The sequence below is a fragment of the Paracoccus aerius genome, assembly GCF_014656455.1.
Lineage (GTDB): Bacteria > Pseudomonadota > Alphaproteobacteria > Rhodobacterales > Rhodobacteraceae > Paracoccus > Paracoccus aerius.
This window is the reverse complement of sequence record NZ_BNCL01000004.1, coordinates 90639-106442: the sequence shown is the minus strand read 5'-3', so window position 1 is coordinate 106442 and position 15804 is coordinate 90639. Positions and strand designations below refer to the sequence as shown.

The following is a 15804-nucleotide window of genomic DNA, read 5'->3' as shown; positions in this document are numbered from 1 at the left end:
AGGATAAAGATGCCTGCATCCAAACGCATATTGGTCACCGGAGGCTCGGGGTTCCTGGGATCGTTCCTGTGCGAAAGCTTGCTGAACGACGGGCACGACGTTCTATGCGTCGACAACTTCCAGACCGGATCGCGCCGGAACATCCTGCATCTCCAGGACAATCCGCGCTTCGAGGTCATGCGCCACGACGTGACGGTCCCGCTTTATGTCGAGGTGGACGAAATCTGGAACCTGGCTTCGCCAGCCTCGCCGATCCACTATCAGACCGATCCGGTCAAGACGGTGAAGACCAATGTCCTGGGCGCCATCCACATGCTGGGGCTGGCGCGGCGGACCAAGTCGCGCATCTTCCAGGCCTCGACCAGCGAAATCTATGGCGACCCGCTGGTCCATCCCCAGCCCGAATCCTATTGGGGCAATGTCAACACCATCGGTCCCCGTTCCTGCTATGACGAAGGCAAGCGTTGCGCCGAAACGCTGTTCTTCGACTACAAGCGGCATCTTGGCCTGGACATCCGGATGGCCCGCATCTTCAACACCTATGGCCCCAGGATGAGCAGCCATGACGGGCGGGTGGTGTCCAATTTCATCGTGCAGGCCCTGAGGGGCGAGCCGATCACGATCTATGGCGCCGGAACCCAGACCCGTTCCTTCTGCTATGTCGATGACCTGATCGCAGGCTTCCGGCTGCTGATGAACGCGCCAAGCGATGCGCCCATGCCGATGAACCTGGGCAACCCGGCCGAATTCACCATTCGCGAACTGGCCGATCTGGTGATCGAACTGACCGGATCGCCGTCGCGGATCGACCATCGGCCCTTGCCGACGGATGATCCTGTCCAGCGCAAGCCCGACATCTCCAGGGCCACCCAGTATCTGGGCTGGACGCCCCGGATCCAGCTGCGGGAGGGCCTCTCGCATACAATCGCCTATTTCGAGAACCTGCTGTCCCGCGGCAGGGATCGGCAGGTCGCGGAGCCACGGCCAAAGGAGGCGATCATCGTTCCGGCCGCTGCGGCAACGCCTGTTCCCGCAGGCGATCACGTCAACGGCCTTGGACAGTTCGGCCTGCCATGAACAGCCTTTCGCCCAGGCCCCGCCTGCTGTTCTTCCAGTGGGACCATGCCCCGAACAAGGCGGCCTCGGGCTTTCTGACCTTGCAGATGAACCTGCATGTCAAGTGCCTGGCGCAGTTCTTCGACGTGACCGTGATTTCGCACGACTGCGACTTCGACCAGGTTTGCGACCGCCATCAGCCGGATCTGGTTCTGTTCGAGGCAGGCTATCGCAGCCACGGCTCGCGGCGCATCCGCATCGACAATACCAGGGCCCATCCCGGGATTCCCCGGCTGGGCCTGCATAATGGCGATCCGTGGTGCGACCGCCGCGCGGGGTTCTGGGCGGACATGGACGACTGGGGGGTCGAGACGGCCTTCGCGATCGGCACCGCCACCCCGGCCTATATGCCCGATCAGGCCGACCGGATCTTCGTCTGGCCCAATTTCATCGACCCCGACATGTTCCGGTTTCGCGGCCAGGCAAAGGTCATTCCCGTCATGCTGACGGGGCAAAGCGGACCGCTCTATCCCTGGCGCAGCGCCGTTTACCAGACGCTGGCGCAGCATTATCCCAGCCTGATCACCCCGGCCTTCCGCTACGAGGACGCCGGGGCGCGGCGCCTGCTGGCGGGGCAGGCCTATGCCGATGCGCTGAGTGCAAGCTGGGTATCGCCCAGTTGCGGCACGATGGGCCACGAGCTTGTCCGCAAGCACCTTGAGATCCCGGGGGCGGGCTGCCTTCTGGTGACCGAACGCACCCCCGTGCTGGAGGCGGCGGGCTTCCGCGACGGCGAGAACTGCGTCTTCGCGACGCCTTCGGACGTGGTCGAAAAGATCGACGCGCTGATGGCCGATCCCGAGCGGATGCTGCGGATCACCCGCGCCGGTCATACGCTGGTCGCCGGTCGCCATACCCTGCATCACCGCCGCCAGATCCGCGACTGGTTCGACCTGCACCAGACGCTTGGATCCGGGCAGCGGATCGTCCAGCCGGGGCCCTTTGCGCCGTTGAAGGCGGTTGCGGTCGCATCGGCGCGCCATCATGGGCATCTGCCCGCAACGGGCCTTGACCGGCTGGCCCTGCAGAAGGCGCATGGTCACCTGGCGAAGAACGAACTTGCCCGTGCCCGCCAGCAGTTCGAGGCCGCCCTGGCCTATGTGCCCTATCTTCCCGAGGCGAAGCTTGGCCTGGCGCTTTGCGATCTTGCCGAGAACCGGCCCGACGAGGCATTCCGCAGGCTTTCGGCCCTGATCCGCGTGACGATCACCGAATATGGTGCGTCGCGGCCGGACCCGGCGGAATGGGCGCTGTGCCTTCTTGCGCTGATGGCATCCGGGCGAGAGGCCGAGGCCATTGCCCTGCGGTATCGCTATCCTTCCGCAGGCCATGCCGGTCTGGCCCGCGTCAAGGGCGTCCTTGACCAGGTGGCAAGCGACGACGACCGGGCCGTCGTCGGTGCAAGCATCGGATCGGGCAGCATCCATCCGACCACCCCCGCGATGACCCAGGCCATCGACCGGGAGCTCGCCGCATTCATGGCCCGGCGCGGCGAAGGTTCCGGGCGGCATCCGGTCAGGGTCGGGCAGCGGTCCCTGGTGGCTTTGGACCGGCTGTTGCGGATCATGCCGGTGGGCACTCTGCGCCCGCGCCTGCCGCCCGCGCCGGGCTTTGGCTATCTGATCGCGCTTCGCGATGCATTGGGGCGCAAGCTGCTGCCCCCCTCCGGGCGCCGGCTGGCACGGCGCATGGCCCTACGGATTCATGGCAGTCGAACGCGCCACGAATCGCGACCTTGATTCCGCCAATGTGGGTGTTGTGATTGCGCCGTTCCCTGGTCTTCGCGTTCTTTGAGAAAGGTTATGCCGCGCTGCTTGCGGTGCTGCTGATGGTGCTTGTCTCGCGCCTGCTGACGCCGGCCGAGGTGGGCCTTTTCCTTGTGGCAAGCGCGGGCGTGATCCTTGTCGAAACCTTCCGCGATTTCGGGGTCACAAGCTGCATTGTCCGGGAACACCGGCTGACGCCCGATTTCCTGCGCGGCGCCTTTACGCTTGTTACGATGCTGTCCGCCTTGCTTGGCACGGGATTGTGGGTGCTGGCCGAGCCTGCGGCAAGGCTTTACGGCACCCCGGACCTGGCGCCGCTGATACGGATCGCGTCGCTGGGCTTTGTCTTTGCCCCGGTCAGCGCGATCCGCATCGCCCTGCTGCGCCGGGACATGGCCTTCGGGCAGCTTGCAGCCATCGGGATCGCGTCCGGCAGCGCCGGGGCCGTTGTCACGGTTGCCCTGGCGGCGGGGGGGCTGGGGCCGCAGTCGCTCAGCTGGGGATCCGTCGCTGCGGCCTGTGTCAGTGCGGGCGGGGCCATGCTGGTACGGCCGCAATGGGACAGCTTCCGTCCATCGCTGGCACATTGGCGTCAGATCCTGGCCTTCGGGGGCTGGACCAGCATGGTCACCCTTGTCGGCCTGATGTCGGAACAGGTGCCGCGGCTGTTGCTGGGACGGCTGATGGGGCTTGATGCGCTTGGGCATTTCTATCGGGCGCTTGCCCTGACGCAATTGCCCGACCGGATGATCATCGGCGCGGTGCAGCCGGTCATCTTCGCCGAGTTTTCCCGCCAGGCGCGGCAGTCCACGCCGCTGGCCAAGGGATATCTCACCGCGCTCGAGATGATCTCGTCCGTGCAATGGCCGTTGCTGGCCTGCCTGGCGCTGCTGGCCGATCCGCTGGTGCATCTGCTGCTTGGGCCGCAGTGGCTGGACGTGATCCCGCTTCTGAGGATCGTGGCCATTGCGGGGATGGCGCTGTTCCCGGTGCCCATGACCTTTCCCGCCCTTGTGGCGACCGGGGCCGTCCGTGACAATGCGGTGCTTCAGCTTGTCCTTTTTCCCTTGACCGTCGGGATCATCGGCGTGGCTGCGCTGAACGGCATGACGGCAGTGGCGCTTAGCCTGCTTCTGCTGAACCCGATGCAGGCCGTCATGACGCTCTGGGTCGTCCGCCGCCGGCTGGAGTTCGACTGGGCCGCGCTTCTGCAGGGCATGGGCCGCAGTGCCGTCCTGTCCATCGCGGCCATGGCGCCAAGCCTGCTGATGCTTGCAACGACAGGTCCCACTCTGTTTGGCCTTGTCGCGGCGGGGCTGGCGACCTTGCCTTGCTGGGCCGCCGCCGTGGTTGCGATGCAAAGCCCCCTGTCGACCGAGGTGATGCGGTTGGTCGCGCGTCTGCGCCGGCAGCCACGAGGTCTTCGTGCGTGACCGCCGGGGCCAGTCAATGATCGGGATGCAGCTCCAGTTCTCCGACACCGTTCGCCAGGTCGTTCAGCCGGGCGGCCGCCTGGGTCCGGTTGGTCGCGTTCAGCTTGCGCATGATGCTGCGGATGTGAACCTTGACGGTGCTTTCGCACAGGCCAAGTTCATGCGCGATGATCTTGTTTGCCGAACCCTTCCGCAGGGCCTTGGCCACGCAAAGCTGGCGCTCGGTGAAATAGGTTTCAAGCCCGGGCCGCTGTTGCAGCGCCTCGCTCAGCGCCGCGCAGAGGGCCTCGACGCTCTTGCGGGGCAGGACCACGCTTTTCGAGGACGATCCACGCAGAGCGGCGATCAGTTCGTCCACGCCCACGCTTGGCGGGATATAGCCCGATGCACCGCATTCCACCGCATCGCAGGTCGCCATCAGGTCGCTGTCGCGGGACATCACGACAACGCGCCTGTCTCCCGCCTGCGCGATGAAGGCACGCAGCGCGTCCTTGACCGCCTTGTCGGCCAGACGGCCATCGCCGATGTGGTAGATCACGGTCTCGTTGCCGTAAGGATCATGGACTGCCCTTCGCCATTCCTCGGGCGATTGATAGCTGCGGATTTCCGCATCGGCGAAAACGCTGCCAAGCAGCGACGACAGCATCTCGAGTTCGATGGCATGTTGCGAGATCATGCTGATCGTCCAGCCAGGGGCAGGCGCGATCTTCAGGGCGGCGGTCGCAGGACCGCCCTTGGCGGTATTGTCAAAAGCCCTCGTCAGCGTGTTGGCCACGATAGTCTCCCATGAAAAACTTTCACCACTCACACGTCCGATGTTTAACCGCCCTGCAGGCGATCAGGATTCCCAAATCCCGGAAGGATTGGGAAACTTTGGCGATCGGCCACGGCATAATGGACAATCGGACAAACTCAGGATCGCGGAAAAGTTAACGGCTTGCGTTGACGGCGGATAAGATCTGGTCCGAAATTATATAGACATACGGAGTTTAACCATGCGCCCGTCAATCATCCCAATAGGCCTGAGCGGCAATCTGGTAGAGATCTTTGAAGCCCTGACTGCCGTTGCGGTAGTGCCCGCCATTCTGGATGAAGGCCCGCAGTTGAAAGGCACACTTTTCAGGGGAATCCGAATTGTCGATTTTACCGGAGCGAGAAAATATCCGGGCGCCAGCTTTCTCTGCCTGGTGGGGTCGGTGCGCAGCATCAGGGCGCGCAAGGACATCATCAAGAGGACGGGTCTGCCGCAAAAGCGATTCGCCCGCTTCATCCACCAGTCCGCCAAGGTTTCGGCAATGGCGGAGCTGGGGCAGGGGGTCGTCCTCTATGATGGTGCGCTGCTGACGTCGAATGCCTTGCTGGGGCACCATGTCCTGGTGATGCCCCGTGCGATCATCCACCACGACGTCCGCATCGGCGACTACTCGATAGTCGGCGCGGGCGTCATCATGGCAGGCGGCGTGACCGTCGGGCCGGACTGCTATATCGGCAGCGGCGCCTGCATCCGCGATGGCGTCAGCATCGGCGAGGGTGCGGTGGTGGGCATGGGCTCGGTCGTCGTGCGCGATGTGGCCCCCGGCGCGGTGGTCGCGGGAAATCCCGCCCGTGTTTTACGGAATGCAGCCCAGCCTGCGGAATAATTTGCTTCGTAGTTTTATTGCAGAATAACTTTCAGCAGAGAATTGGCCGCTTTTCCATTACATTTAGATATCGAAAGTCGGTTCTATGACAATATCGACCCAATAGTTTGAAGCATTATAGGTTGCATTTGGAAACAGGCCTGTCGATCCTGCGCGGAAAACACCGTTTCCGCCGGCAGACGGCGCGGTCAGCATTCCACTGGAATCCGTCCGATCATCGGCAAAGTAATTCGACGTGAATGCGTAATTCTGGGTGGTCCCATAGGATGCCACATAAAGCGCGCCGGGTGTCAATTCGACCGCGGAATCAAGAATGCCGGATTGCCATCCCGTTGCACCCGGGTTCGATTGCACAGTCACGCTTGTCAAAAGCACTCCGTTCTGGTCCCACAGGTTCAGCGTGCGGATGTCGGTGTCGAAAGCGTCGGCATTGCCGCGCCAGTAGCGAAGCTCGGTCAGGTCGCCGCCTATGCTGGAAATGAACCTGACGCCCAGTTCATATGCGGTCGGATCGTTGGTGACGATCTGGTCAGGGCTCTGCGAGGCGTTGAACAGCGAAAAGGCGACGGTTTCCGGATCCTGGTCGGTGACGGTGACCGTGATGTCCCGAAGGATCGCCGGGCTGGTCCCGTCCGACACCGAGATCTGCAGTTCATAGATCCCGTCGCCATCCGCGTCCAAGGGGTTCTCGAAATCCGGCAGATCGGCAAAGGTCAGGGCGCCGGTTGTGGCGTTCATGCGCAGCAGTCCTGCGTCCTCGCCGCCGCTGATGGCAAAGACCAGGGTATCGCCGTCCGGATCGAAGGCAGAGAAGGTCGCCACGTCCAGCCGGTTCTCGGTGATCGAGAACGACGTATCTACCGTCACGAAAGTGGGCGCCTCGTTGGACTGGGGCATGGGCACGAAGACGGCATCCACCCAATAGTTCGTCCCCTGCCAACTGACCGTCGGGAAGATGCCGGTCCGGCCATGCCCGAACACCCCGCCATTCACCGGAGAGGAGAGCACCCCGTCCGGGCCCGTCTGGGCCGATGAGAAATAGTTCGGCGTTGCGGCATAGTTCTGCGTGGTGCCATAAGAGACGACATAGCGATCCCTGGGATCCAGCGTCACCGGCGCATCGAGGATCGCCGTTTGCCAGCCGTCGTCGCCCGCCGCCGAGACCACTGTGGCCGAGGCCAGAAGCACGCCCCCCGCAGTCCACAGGTTCAGCGTCCGGGCATCGGTATCACCCGCATCCGCCGTTCCGCGCCAGTATCGCAAGGCAGCGACCTGACCCCACTGCCTTGCCTGCAGGATCGTGCCCAGTTCATAGCTGGTGCTGTCACCCGTCTCGACATAGGTCGGCGCCTCGCCCGCACCGAACAGGGTCGAGTGCGGGATCTCGGTCGTTTCGTCGGTGACCGCGATTGTGATGGCCTGGGTCACAGGTCCGCTGTTGCCGTCATGGGCCCGGATGATGACCTCGTAGACATTGTCGCCATCGAAATCGGCCGGGTTGTCGTAATCGGGCGCAAAGTCGAAGATCAGCGCGCCGGTCGCGGCATTGATCGAGAACCTGTTCGCGTCCTTGCCGCCCCCGATCGAATAGGTGACCGTATCTGCGTCGGGGTCGGTCGCCGCGATCATCGCCGCAAGAAGCGTGTTTTCCGCGATGCTGAACGAGGCAGGGCCGCTGAACACCGGCGCGCCTCCGGTCGGGGTGGTCGGGCTGAAGCCCACATCCACCCAGTAGTTCGACGAAAGGTAGCTGCGCGTGGGCATGATATTGCCCGCGCCATAGCCGAAGACTCCGTTCGCACCCCCGGCAGCCATCAGATAGCCGAAGGGGCCGTCATGCGGGTTGGTGAAAAAGCCCTGGGTGGCGACATAGTTGTTCTGGGTTTCGTACGAGACGATGTATTCCAGTCCGGCGATCAGGTTGACCGGGATGCTAAGTTCCGCAACCTGCCATCCGCTTTCGCCGGGGGCCGACGTAAACTGGACCACCCCCAGAAGCGTGCCGTCCGCGTTCCACAGCCGGCCCGTCCGGATGTCGGTATCGCCTGAGTCCAGCGGATCGCGCCAATAGCGCAATTCGGTGATCTGCCCCGCCTGGGTAGCCGAGAAGCGCGTGCCCAGGTGGATCGTCCCGCTTTCCTGGTAGAACTGGCTATTGGGCGTCGTCCAGGGAATGAACAGGCTGATGCTGTCGGGGGTTTCCGGCTCGACGACCTCGACGATCTGGCGATCCAGGGTCGAGGCAGTGGGCAGGTTCAGGCTGTCATCGATGGCGCGGACGCGGATGTCATAGGTCTGCTGGCCCGTCGCCAGCCAACTGTAGGTCCAGTTCGTCGTTCCCGTGGCGACGTTCCAGGTCTTGCCGCCGTCGAAGGACAATTCGACCAGGGCCACCACGCCGTCGTCCGTGGCCGCGTTTCCGTCATTGTCGGTTGCCGTCCCCGAAATGGTGACGATGCCGAATTCCGGAACCGTGTCGGGCAGGTCGTTGATCGTTGCCGTGGCCGCAACCTCATCTTCCGAGGCCGCCGCGCGGACCAGTCCCTGCGAGGCCAGCACCAGGTCCGCGACACCCGGCTGGATCCCCATATCGGCGAACAGGTTGATGACGAATTGCTGAAGATCCGCGTTTTCGATCGACGCGTCATAGGGCGAGCCGTCGTGCTTGTCGCTCAGCGCCCAGGTCCAGAAGACCGTCCCCGCACCGAACACCAAGGCACCGCTTTCGGCACGATACAACGACAGGTTATGCGTGGCGGTGCCCGGCGCGGTGGCGTTTCCCTGGTCCACGAGGATGCCGTTCCAGTCGATCGTGCTTTCCGAAAGATGGATAAGCCCCGCAGGCCGCCGCGGATCGTCGGGCGAGGTATTCCATTCATAGCCGATAAGGCCCGGCGCGATGCCGAGGGCGCCCCCGTCGGCGATGCTTGTGTCGCGCCACACGCGCAAGGGCGCGAATTGCGCAGGAACATCCAGGGCGCCGCCGAACTCGCCGGTTCCGTCGGGACCGAAAAGCTGCCCGGACAGCGCGTTCTCGGCGCAGTTGCAGGTATGGGGCTGGCCCGAGATTCCGTCATTCGGCGCTGGATAACCCGCAAGCGGATTGGCCTGGAACCGGATGTCGCGCCAGGTGCCCGTCCAAATGTCGGCCGGGTCCAGGTTGACGTAGTCGGCGGGACCGGCATTGGGATTGGTATTGGCCCAGGTTTCCTTGTAGCAGACCAGGGTCCGATACTCGACCCCGTCCACCTCGGAGGTTTCCCAGCGGGTCTTCCAGTAGATGTCGTTGCCGCCCCAGAACAGCAGGTTCACCCCGGCTTCCCGGGCCGCCTCGACATTCTCGCGCTGTCCGCCCGACCAGTATTCGTCATGCCCGACCGAGATGAAGGCCTGGTACTTGGTCAGGTAATCCGCCCCCATCCGGTCGGTATCCACGCCCGAGATGTAGGAGATGTCGTAGCCGTTCTTTTCCAGCCAGTGGATCGCGGCATAGTCGGCCCCGAACAGATAGTCCTGGGCACCGGACAAGGGTCCGCCCTGTTCGCCTTCGATGCCGCGGGTGATGAAGGGGCGGTTGTAGCTGACGGCATAGGCCCGGTCCTCGAACCCGCCTGTCCGTTCCCCGGGAATGTCCGGGTGGTCGATCGTGCCGCTGGCATCGCCGTAAAGGTTCGCCCCGATCTTGCCGTTGTTGCCGAACCAGCCGTTATAGGCGTGCCATGTCGTGTCCGATGTCTGCAGGACGATATCGGCTTCCCGGTCATCGTCGCGGATGATGAAGGGGATCTGGTTCACCGCGCCTTCGATCGGGTTGCCGTCTGCGTCCAGGCGCTGCAACCGGGCCAGATAGACGCCCGATACGGCGTCCTCGGGAACGTCCCAGCTGTCCGTGACGCTCCAGTTGCCGGCGTCGACCAGGCCAAGCGTCGGGTCATAGTCGGCTTCCGGCTGGACGGTCGCGCTGTCATTGGTCCATCCGGATACCTTCCGGGCGCCTTCGCCGCCGTAATAGCCAAGCCGGAAGATCTCGACATTGTAGTCGCTTCCGGCATTGCCGTTGACGTTGATCTTGAAATCGACCGTATCCCCGACATTGACGCTGATCTGGGTCGCGAAGCCCTCGATCTGCTTTGAATGCGGAACGTCCCAATAGGACTGGGACATGACCCCGTCGGTCCGCTGGTTCTCGAGGACAATCACATTGTCGGCCACGAAGGCATCCTCCACATCTGGTGCCGCGTCCCCATGACGTTCACGGGGCCGCAAACAGCCCTGCGGCCGGGTGGGCCGAGGGGTTTATCATCCGCCGCCGAAGGACCGGGCCGCCCTTGGCCTGACATTCATCCAGGGCGCGGGTGATCGCCTCGCGGTTCATGGCTTGCGTGCCGATGAAGACAAGCTCTTGCCGGCGGTCGCCGAAGGGCGCCTGCCAATGCCTGGCGATCCGCGCAACGGCAGCGGGGTCGGTCGGCCAGTGCCTGCGGGGCGTGGCGGCCCACCAGCGTCCCCCATGCCCGATCTCGCTCAGGCGGCCGGCCAGGCTGAAGGTCCGCACCGCCTCGGGCGCGTTGGCGGTCCAGAAATGCCCCTTGGCGCGCATGACGCCCCCCAGAAGGCCGGACGGTCCGCAAAGGGCCTGGCTGATGCGGCCCCAGTCGAAGGGAACGCGGGCGCGATAGCAGAACGAGGTGATCCCGTATTCTTCCGTTTCCGGGACATGGTCCTGGAAACCGTTCAGCTCCTTGAACCACATCGGGTGGCTGCGCGCGCGTGCCGGGCTGAACAGGCCGGTGTCCAGAACACGGGCCGGATCGACATCGGCGAAGCTGGTCTCGATCAGCCGGGCCTCGGGGTTCAGCGCCCGGATGATGCGTCGCGCGGCCGCCGTCTGGCGCGGTCCCGCAAGGTCGATCTTGTTCAGGACGATCAGATCTGCGAACTCGATCTGGTCGACAAGCAGTTCGACCAGGGTGCGCGCGTCGTTTTCGTCGCGGAACTCGCCGCGGTCGCGCAGGAAGTCGCGGCTGTCGAAATCAGCCAGAAGGCTTGCCGCATCGACGACGGTTATCATCGCGTCCAAGCGAGCGACTTCGGCGAGGCTGCCCTGGTCGTTGCAGAACTCGAATGTCGCCGCCACCGGAAGGGGCTCGGAAATGCCGGTCGCCTCGATCAGCAGATAGTCGAAGCGGCCCGCTTCCGCCAGGCGCCGGACCTCGACCAGCAGGTCGGCGCGAAGCGTGCAGCAGATGCAGCCGTTCGACAGTTCCACCAGCGTTTCCTGCGTCTGGTTCAGCTTCGCGCGCCCCGCCCGGATCAGGTCGGCGTCGATGTTGACCTCGGCCAGGTCGTTCACCAGAACGGCCACGCGCAGGTTCTGGCGGTTGCGGAGGATGCGGTTGACAAGCGTCGTCTTGCCCGCCCCAAGGAACCCGGACAGAACCGTCGTCGGCAGCCTTTTGTCTGGGTTCGTCATAGCCCCCTCCACGAAACGCGCAGGGGACAGACAAGGGATTTGCGTCCTGTCTGCAGCCCCGGGGCCATCGGCCATCAGGGCCGGACCCTTGCAATCCGCGTCTCGAAGAAAAGGTGTCAGAGGTCACGCCGCCCCGGCAATCATCCGCGAGGGGCAGCCATCAGACGAATGGGCAGGGCCATGCCCTGCCGCCCGTCCCTTTCGGCCAAGTCCCCTTCATTGGCTTGTCCATAGGGAGGCATATCAGTCGGCGCGATCCTCCGGCCGCGACTGGGCCAGCAAGGAATCATACGACTTTCGTCTGATGGACTTTGCCGGTTTTCCGAAGGATCGAAACATCGCTTGTGCGGCTGCCGGTGGCAGCCGCGAGCGTCAGTGATCGCCGCAACTGGCCCCAAAGGTCACATTGCAGCCTCGAACAGGGCGCGGGTGTTCTGGGGCGTCATGGCGACCGGGTTGCCGCCGCATGAGGGGTCTTCCAGGGCCATGACGGTCAGTTCATCCAACCGGTCGGCCTGAACCCCCATTGCGGCAAGGCCGCTTGGGATGCCCAGTTCCGAAGACAGCGCCACGATCCGTTGGCGGAAGCCGTCAAAGCCGCCGGCAATGCCCACATAGGCGGCTGCGGCCTTGATCCGATCCTCGATAGCCGGGCGGTTGAAATCCAGCACGGCGGGCATCACCACGGCATTGGTGGTGCCGTGATGGGTGCCATAGACGGCGCCGACCGGGTGGGACAGCGAATGGATTGCACCCAGCCCCTTCTGGAAGGCCACCGCGCCCATCAATGCCGCGCTCATCATTTGGGCGCGGGCCGTCAGGTTGCCGGGGTCGCGATAGACCATCGGCAGGTTTTCGAAGACCAGCCGCATTCCTTCCAGCGCGATGCCCTGGCTCATCGGGTGGTAATGGGGCGACGAATAGGCCTCAAGGCAATGGGCCAGGGCGTCCATGCCGGTCCCGGCGGTGACGAAGGCGGGCATCCCGACCGTCAGTTCGGGATCGCATATCGTGACCGTGGGCATCAGCCGGGGATGGAAGATGATCTTCTTGCGATGGGTTTCGGAATTGGTCAGCACGCCCGCCCGGCCCACCTCGCTGCCCGTGCCCGCCGTGGTCGGCACGGCCACGACGGGGGCAATGGCACCCGCATCGGCGCGGGTGTACCAGTCGTCCACGTCCTCCAGATCCCAGACGGACAGGCCGGGGCGCTGCCCGGCCATCAGCGCGATCATCTTGCCCAGGTCCAGCGCCGAGCCGCCGCCGAAGCAGATCACCCCGTCATGCCCGCCCGCCTTGTATGCGGCAATGCCTGCCAGCATGTTCGCCTCGGTCGGGTTTGGGTCAACGTCGGAAAAGACCGCCCGGCCAAGCCCGGCACGATCCAGGACATCCAGGGCGCCTGCGGTGATGGGCAGCGAGGCCAAGGCCTTGTCGGTGACAAGCAGCGGACGGGTGATGCCCGCCGCCCTGGCATGGTCGGCCAGTTCGGCGATCCGGCCCGCGCCGAACTTGATGGCGGTCGGATAGGACCAGTTGCGGTTGGGGACATCAAGGCTCATGTCACGCCCTTTTCAGGTGATAGGATTTCGGCCGGGTCACGGCAAGGTAACCCAGATAGGACAGGCTGCCGCCGCGCCCGGTGTCCTTGCATCCGGTCCAGCAGAGCGCCGGGTCAAGGTAGTCGGCGCGGTTCATGAAGACGGTGCCCGTCTGGATCCGCGCGCCGACGGCGGCTGCGGCATCGTCGTCGCGCGTCCAGATGCTGGCGGTCAGGCCATAGGGGCTGTCGTTCATCAGCCGCACCGCCTGGTCGTCGCCGGACACGCGCATGATGCCCACGACCGGGCCGAAGCTTTCCTCGACCATCACGCGCATGGAATGATCGACATCCACCAGCACTTGGGGGGCCAGATAGGCGCCACCGTCGTCCTGTGGGAAGGCCGAGGGGTCGATCAGCGCGCGGGCGCCCTGCGCCACCGCCTCGGCCACCTGGTCGCGGACGGTCTGCGCGAAGCGGGCATGGGCCATGGGGCCAAGCGTGGTAGCAGGGTCCAGCGGATCGCCCAGCGTCAAGGCCTTCGTCCACGTCACCGCTTTTTCGACGAAGGCATCATACAGGCTGTCATGGACATAGATCCGCTCGATCCCGCAGCAGCACTGGCCGGAATTGAACATCGCACCGTCCATCAGCCCCTCGACCGCCGCGTCCAGATCGGCATCGGCGCGGACATAGCCCGGATCCTTACCGCCCAGCTCCAGCCCCAGCGAGGTAAAGGTGCCCGCCGCCGCCCGCTCAATGGCGCGACCCCCGGCGACCGAACCGGTGAAGTTCACGAAGTCGAAGGCCCGCGCGGCGATCAGGCTTTCGGTGGTCGCATGATCCAGGACGACATTCTGGAACACATCCTGCGGCACGCCACCCGCGTGGAAGGCTTGGGCCAGCCTTTCGCCCGCCAGCAGGGTCTGGCTTGCGTGCTTCAGGACCACGGCATTGCCCGCGATCAGGGCCGGGACGACCGTGTTGATCGCCGTCAGATAGGGATAGTTCCAGGGCGCGATCACGAAGACCACGCCCAGCGGTTCGCGCGCCAGGACGCGGCGGAAGCTGTCGCTGTCCTCGATCACCTTCGGGGCCAGCGTCTCGGCGGCGATCTGGGCCATGTAGTCGGTGCGGGCGTTCACGCCGCCCATCTCGCCCGCGCCGAAGCGGACGGGGCGGCCCATCTGCCGGGCGAGTTCGGTGGCGATGTCGTCCTTCACCGCGGTCAGGGCGGCCACGCCCGCCTTGACCAAGGCGATGCGGTCGTCCAGCGGGCGGGCGGCCCATTCGGCCTGGGCGGCACGCGCGCGGGCAACAGTGGCCTGGGCGGCGTCACGGTCCAGCGGTGTGCGCCGGACCAGCACCGATCCGTCGATGGGGGAAATCAGGTTGATGTCTTTCATGGTCGGTCCTGTCAGGCGCGTTCCAGCAATCGGCGCAGGTCGTGGTCGGTGACGACGCGGTCGGTCTCGGCGATCTCCCATTCCGCGGCGTGGTGATAGTGATCGACCACATCATCCCCAAAGGCGCGCCTGTAAAGATCCGATGTCTTCAGCCGTTCGGCGGCCTCGCGCAGGGTTTTGGGAACCTCGCGCACATCCTGCGCCTGATAAAGGTCCCCACGCATCTCGGGGCCAAGCTCCAGCTTGCGCTCGATCCCGTCAAGGCCTGCGGCCAGCAGCGCGGCACAGGCCAGATAGGGGTTGGCGTCGGCGCCGGGGATGCGGCATTCGACGCGGACGCCCCCCGTACCCTCGCCGCAGACGCGGAAGGCGGCAGTGCGGTTGTCGCAGGACCAGACGGCCTTGGTGGGCGCGAACAGCCCCGCGCAGAACCGCTTGTAGCTGTTCACATAGGGTGCCAGGAAGACCATCATCTGGTCGGCCCCGGCCAATTGACCCGCCAGGAAATGCTTCATCGCGGCCGACATGCCGTGATCGCCTTCCGGGTCGTGGAAGGCGGACTGGCCGCCCCGGAACAGCGACTGATGCACATGGGCGGCCGACCCGGCCTTGGCCGTGTCGTACTTCGCCATGAAAGTCACGGACTTGCCGCGCGACCAGGCGATCTCCTTGACGCCCTGCTTGATGATCGTGTGGTTGTCGGCCGTGTCGAGCGCGTCTGAATAGCGATAGTTCACCTCGATCTGGCCCGCGTCGGCCTCGCCCTTGGTGCTCTCGATGGGGATGCCCGCGCCATACAGGTGGTTGCGCACGGCGCGCATCACGTCTTCCTCTCGGGTGGTCTGGAAGATGTGGTAATCCTCGTTGTAGCCCGAGGACGGAACCAGCCCGGCGATGCCGCCGCGCAGGCTTTCATAGCTGTTGTCGAACAGGTAGAACTCAAGCTCGGTCGCCATCATCGGCTCGAAGCCCATGTCGCGGGCGCGGGTGATCTGGCGCTTCAGGATGGCGCGGGGGGACACCGCGACCTCGTCATGCGTGTGGTGGTCCAGTAGGTCGCAGATGACCATGGCGGTGCCCGGCAGCCAGGGCAGGCGGCGCAGCGTCGAAAGATCCGGGCGCATGACGTAATCGCCATAGCCCTGATCCCATCCCGCGCTGCGATAGCCGGGCACCGTGTTCATCTCCATGTCCAGGGCCAGCAGATAGTTGCAGCAATGGGTTTCCTTGTGGCCCCCGTCCAGGAAGAAGCCGGCGTGGAAACGCTTGCCCATCAGGCGGCCCTGCATGTCGGGAAAGACCACCAGGACGGTGTCGATCTCTCCGGCGTCGAAGGCCGTCTTCAGACTGTCGAGTGTCAGGTTTGCAGGCATGATCGTCCAATCCCAGGGATCACGCCGCCGGGCATGGGCGCCCGGCGGCAGGCGGCG

The 15804-nt window shown here is 64.7% G+C and carries 10 protein-coding genes; 4 read left to right on the top strand and 6 right to left on the bottom strand.

Annotated elements, in window-relative coordinates:
• Positions 1–9 precede the first annotated feature (9 nt).
• Genes IE224_RS06500 through IE224_RS06490 form a run of 3 tightly spaced genes read left to right on the top strand, consistent with a single transcriptional unit; the run spans position 10 to position 4315 of the window.
• The gene (locus tag IE224_RS06500; protein WP_167622924.1) at positions 10–1077 is read left to right on the top strand and encodes a UDP-glucuronic acid decarboxylase family protein; all 1068 of its coding nucleotides are present in this window, start codon (positions 10–12) and stop codon (positions 1075–1077) included.
• Positions 1074–2855 carry a glycosyltransferase gene (locus tag IE224_RS06495; protein ID WP_191308881.1) on the top strand — a complete coding sequence of 594 codons (1782 nt, stop codon included), beginning with the start codon at positions 1074–1076 and terminating at the stop codon, positions 2853–2855. Before IE224_RS06500 ends, IE224_RS06495 begins: the two co-directional genes overlap by 4 nt.
• 23 nt (positions 2856–2878) lie before the next feature.
• Positions 2879–4315, top strand: coding sequence for an oligosaccharide flippase family protein (locus tag IE224_RS06490; RefSeq protein WP_191308879.1), 1437 nt, complete (start codon positions 2879–2881; stop codon positions 4313–4315).
• 13 nt (positions 4316–4328) lie between these two features.
• On the opposite strand, the gene IE224_RS06485 is transcribed toward IE224_RS06490, so the two are convergent.
• A complete protein-coding gene (locus IE224_RS06485) occupies positions 4329–5090 on the bottom strand; it encodes a response regulator transcription factor (protein WP_229849271.1) in 762 nt (253 codons plus the stop codon).
• 220 nt (positions 5091–5310) lie between these two features.
• On the opposite strand from IE224_RS06485, the gene IE224_RS06480 reads away from it, so the two are divergent.
• Complete coding sequence (locus IE224_RS06480) at positions 5311–5955, top strand: acetyltransferase (RefSeq protein ID WP_191308877.1); 645 nt, start codon at positions 5311–5313, stop codon at positions 5953–5955.
• A 63-nt stretch (positions 5956–6018) separates the two neighbouring features.
• Here IE224_RS06480 and IE224_RS06475 read toward each other — a convergent pair whose 3' ends face one another.
• The 5 genes from IE224_RS06475 to IE224_RS06455 form a co-directional block, all read right to left on the bottom strand.
• Positions 6019–10167: a DUF4082 domain-containing protein gene (locus IE224_RS06475; RefSeq protein WP_191308875.1), complete on the bottom strand. Its 4149-nt coding sequence runs from the start codon at positions 10165–10167 to the stop codon at positions 6019–6021.
• A 40-nt stretch (positions 10168–10207) separates the two neighbouring features.
• Positions 10208–11428: a GTP-binding protein gene (locus tag IE224_RS06470; RefSeq protein WP_191308873.1), complete on the bottom strand. Its 1221-nt coding sequence runs from the start codon at positions 11426–11428 to the stop codon at positions 10208–10210.
• Positions 11429–11829: 401 nt separating this feature from the next.
• Positions 11830–12990: an iron-containing alcohol dehydrogenase gene (locus IE224_RS06465; RefSeq protein WP_191308871.1), complete on the bottom strand. Its 1161-nt coding sequence runs from the start codon at positions 12988–12990 to the stop codon at positions 11830–11832.
• A gap of 1 nt (position 12991) precedes the next feature.
• Positions 12992–14374: an aldehyde dehydrogenase family protein gene (locus IE224_RS06460; RefSeq protein ID WP_191308870.1), complete on the bottom strand. Its 1383-nt coding sequence runs from the start codon at positions 14372–14374 to the stop codon at positions 12992–12994.
• 11 nt (positions 14375–14385) lie between these two features.
• Positions 14386–15747: a glutamine synthetase family protein gene (locus tag IE224_RS06455; RefSeq protein WP_191308868.1), complete on the bottom strand. Its 1362-nt coding sequence runs from the start codon at positions 15745–15747 to the stop codon at positions 14386–14388.
• Positions 15748–15804: the final 57 nt, after the last annotated feature.

Excerpts from the sequence above, each read along its gene's own strand:
- IE224_RS06500 (WP_167622924.1), top strand. The coding sequence starts at position 10 with ATGCCTGCATCCAAACGCATATTGGTCACCGGAGGCTCGGGGTTCCTG.
- IE224_RS06495 (WP_191308881.1), top strand. The coding sequence starts at position 1,074 with ATGAACAGCCTTTCGCCCAGGCCCCGCCTGCTGTTCTTCCAGTGGGAC.
- IE224_RS06480 (WP_191308877.1), top strand. The coding sequence starts at position 5,311 with ATGCGCCCGTCAATCATCCCAATAGGCCTGAGCGGCAATCTGGTAGAG.
- IE224_RS06470 (WP_191308873.1), bottom strand. The coding sequence starts at position 11,428 with ATGACGAACCCAGACAAAAGGCTGCCGACGACGGTTCTGTCCGGGTTC.
- IE224_RS06465 (WP_191308871.1), bottom strand. The coding sequence starts at position 12,990 with ATGAGCCTTGATGTCCCCAACCGCAACTGGTCCTATCCGACCGCCATC.
- IE224_RS06460 (WP_191308870.1), bottom strand. The coding sequence starts at position 14,374 with ATGAAAGACATCAACCTGATTTCCCCCATCGACGGATCGGTGCTGGTC.
- IE224_RS06455 (WP_191308868.1), bottom strand. The coding sequence starts at position 15,747 with ATGCCTGCAAACCTGACACTCGACAGTCTGAAGACGGCCTTCGACGCC.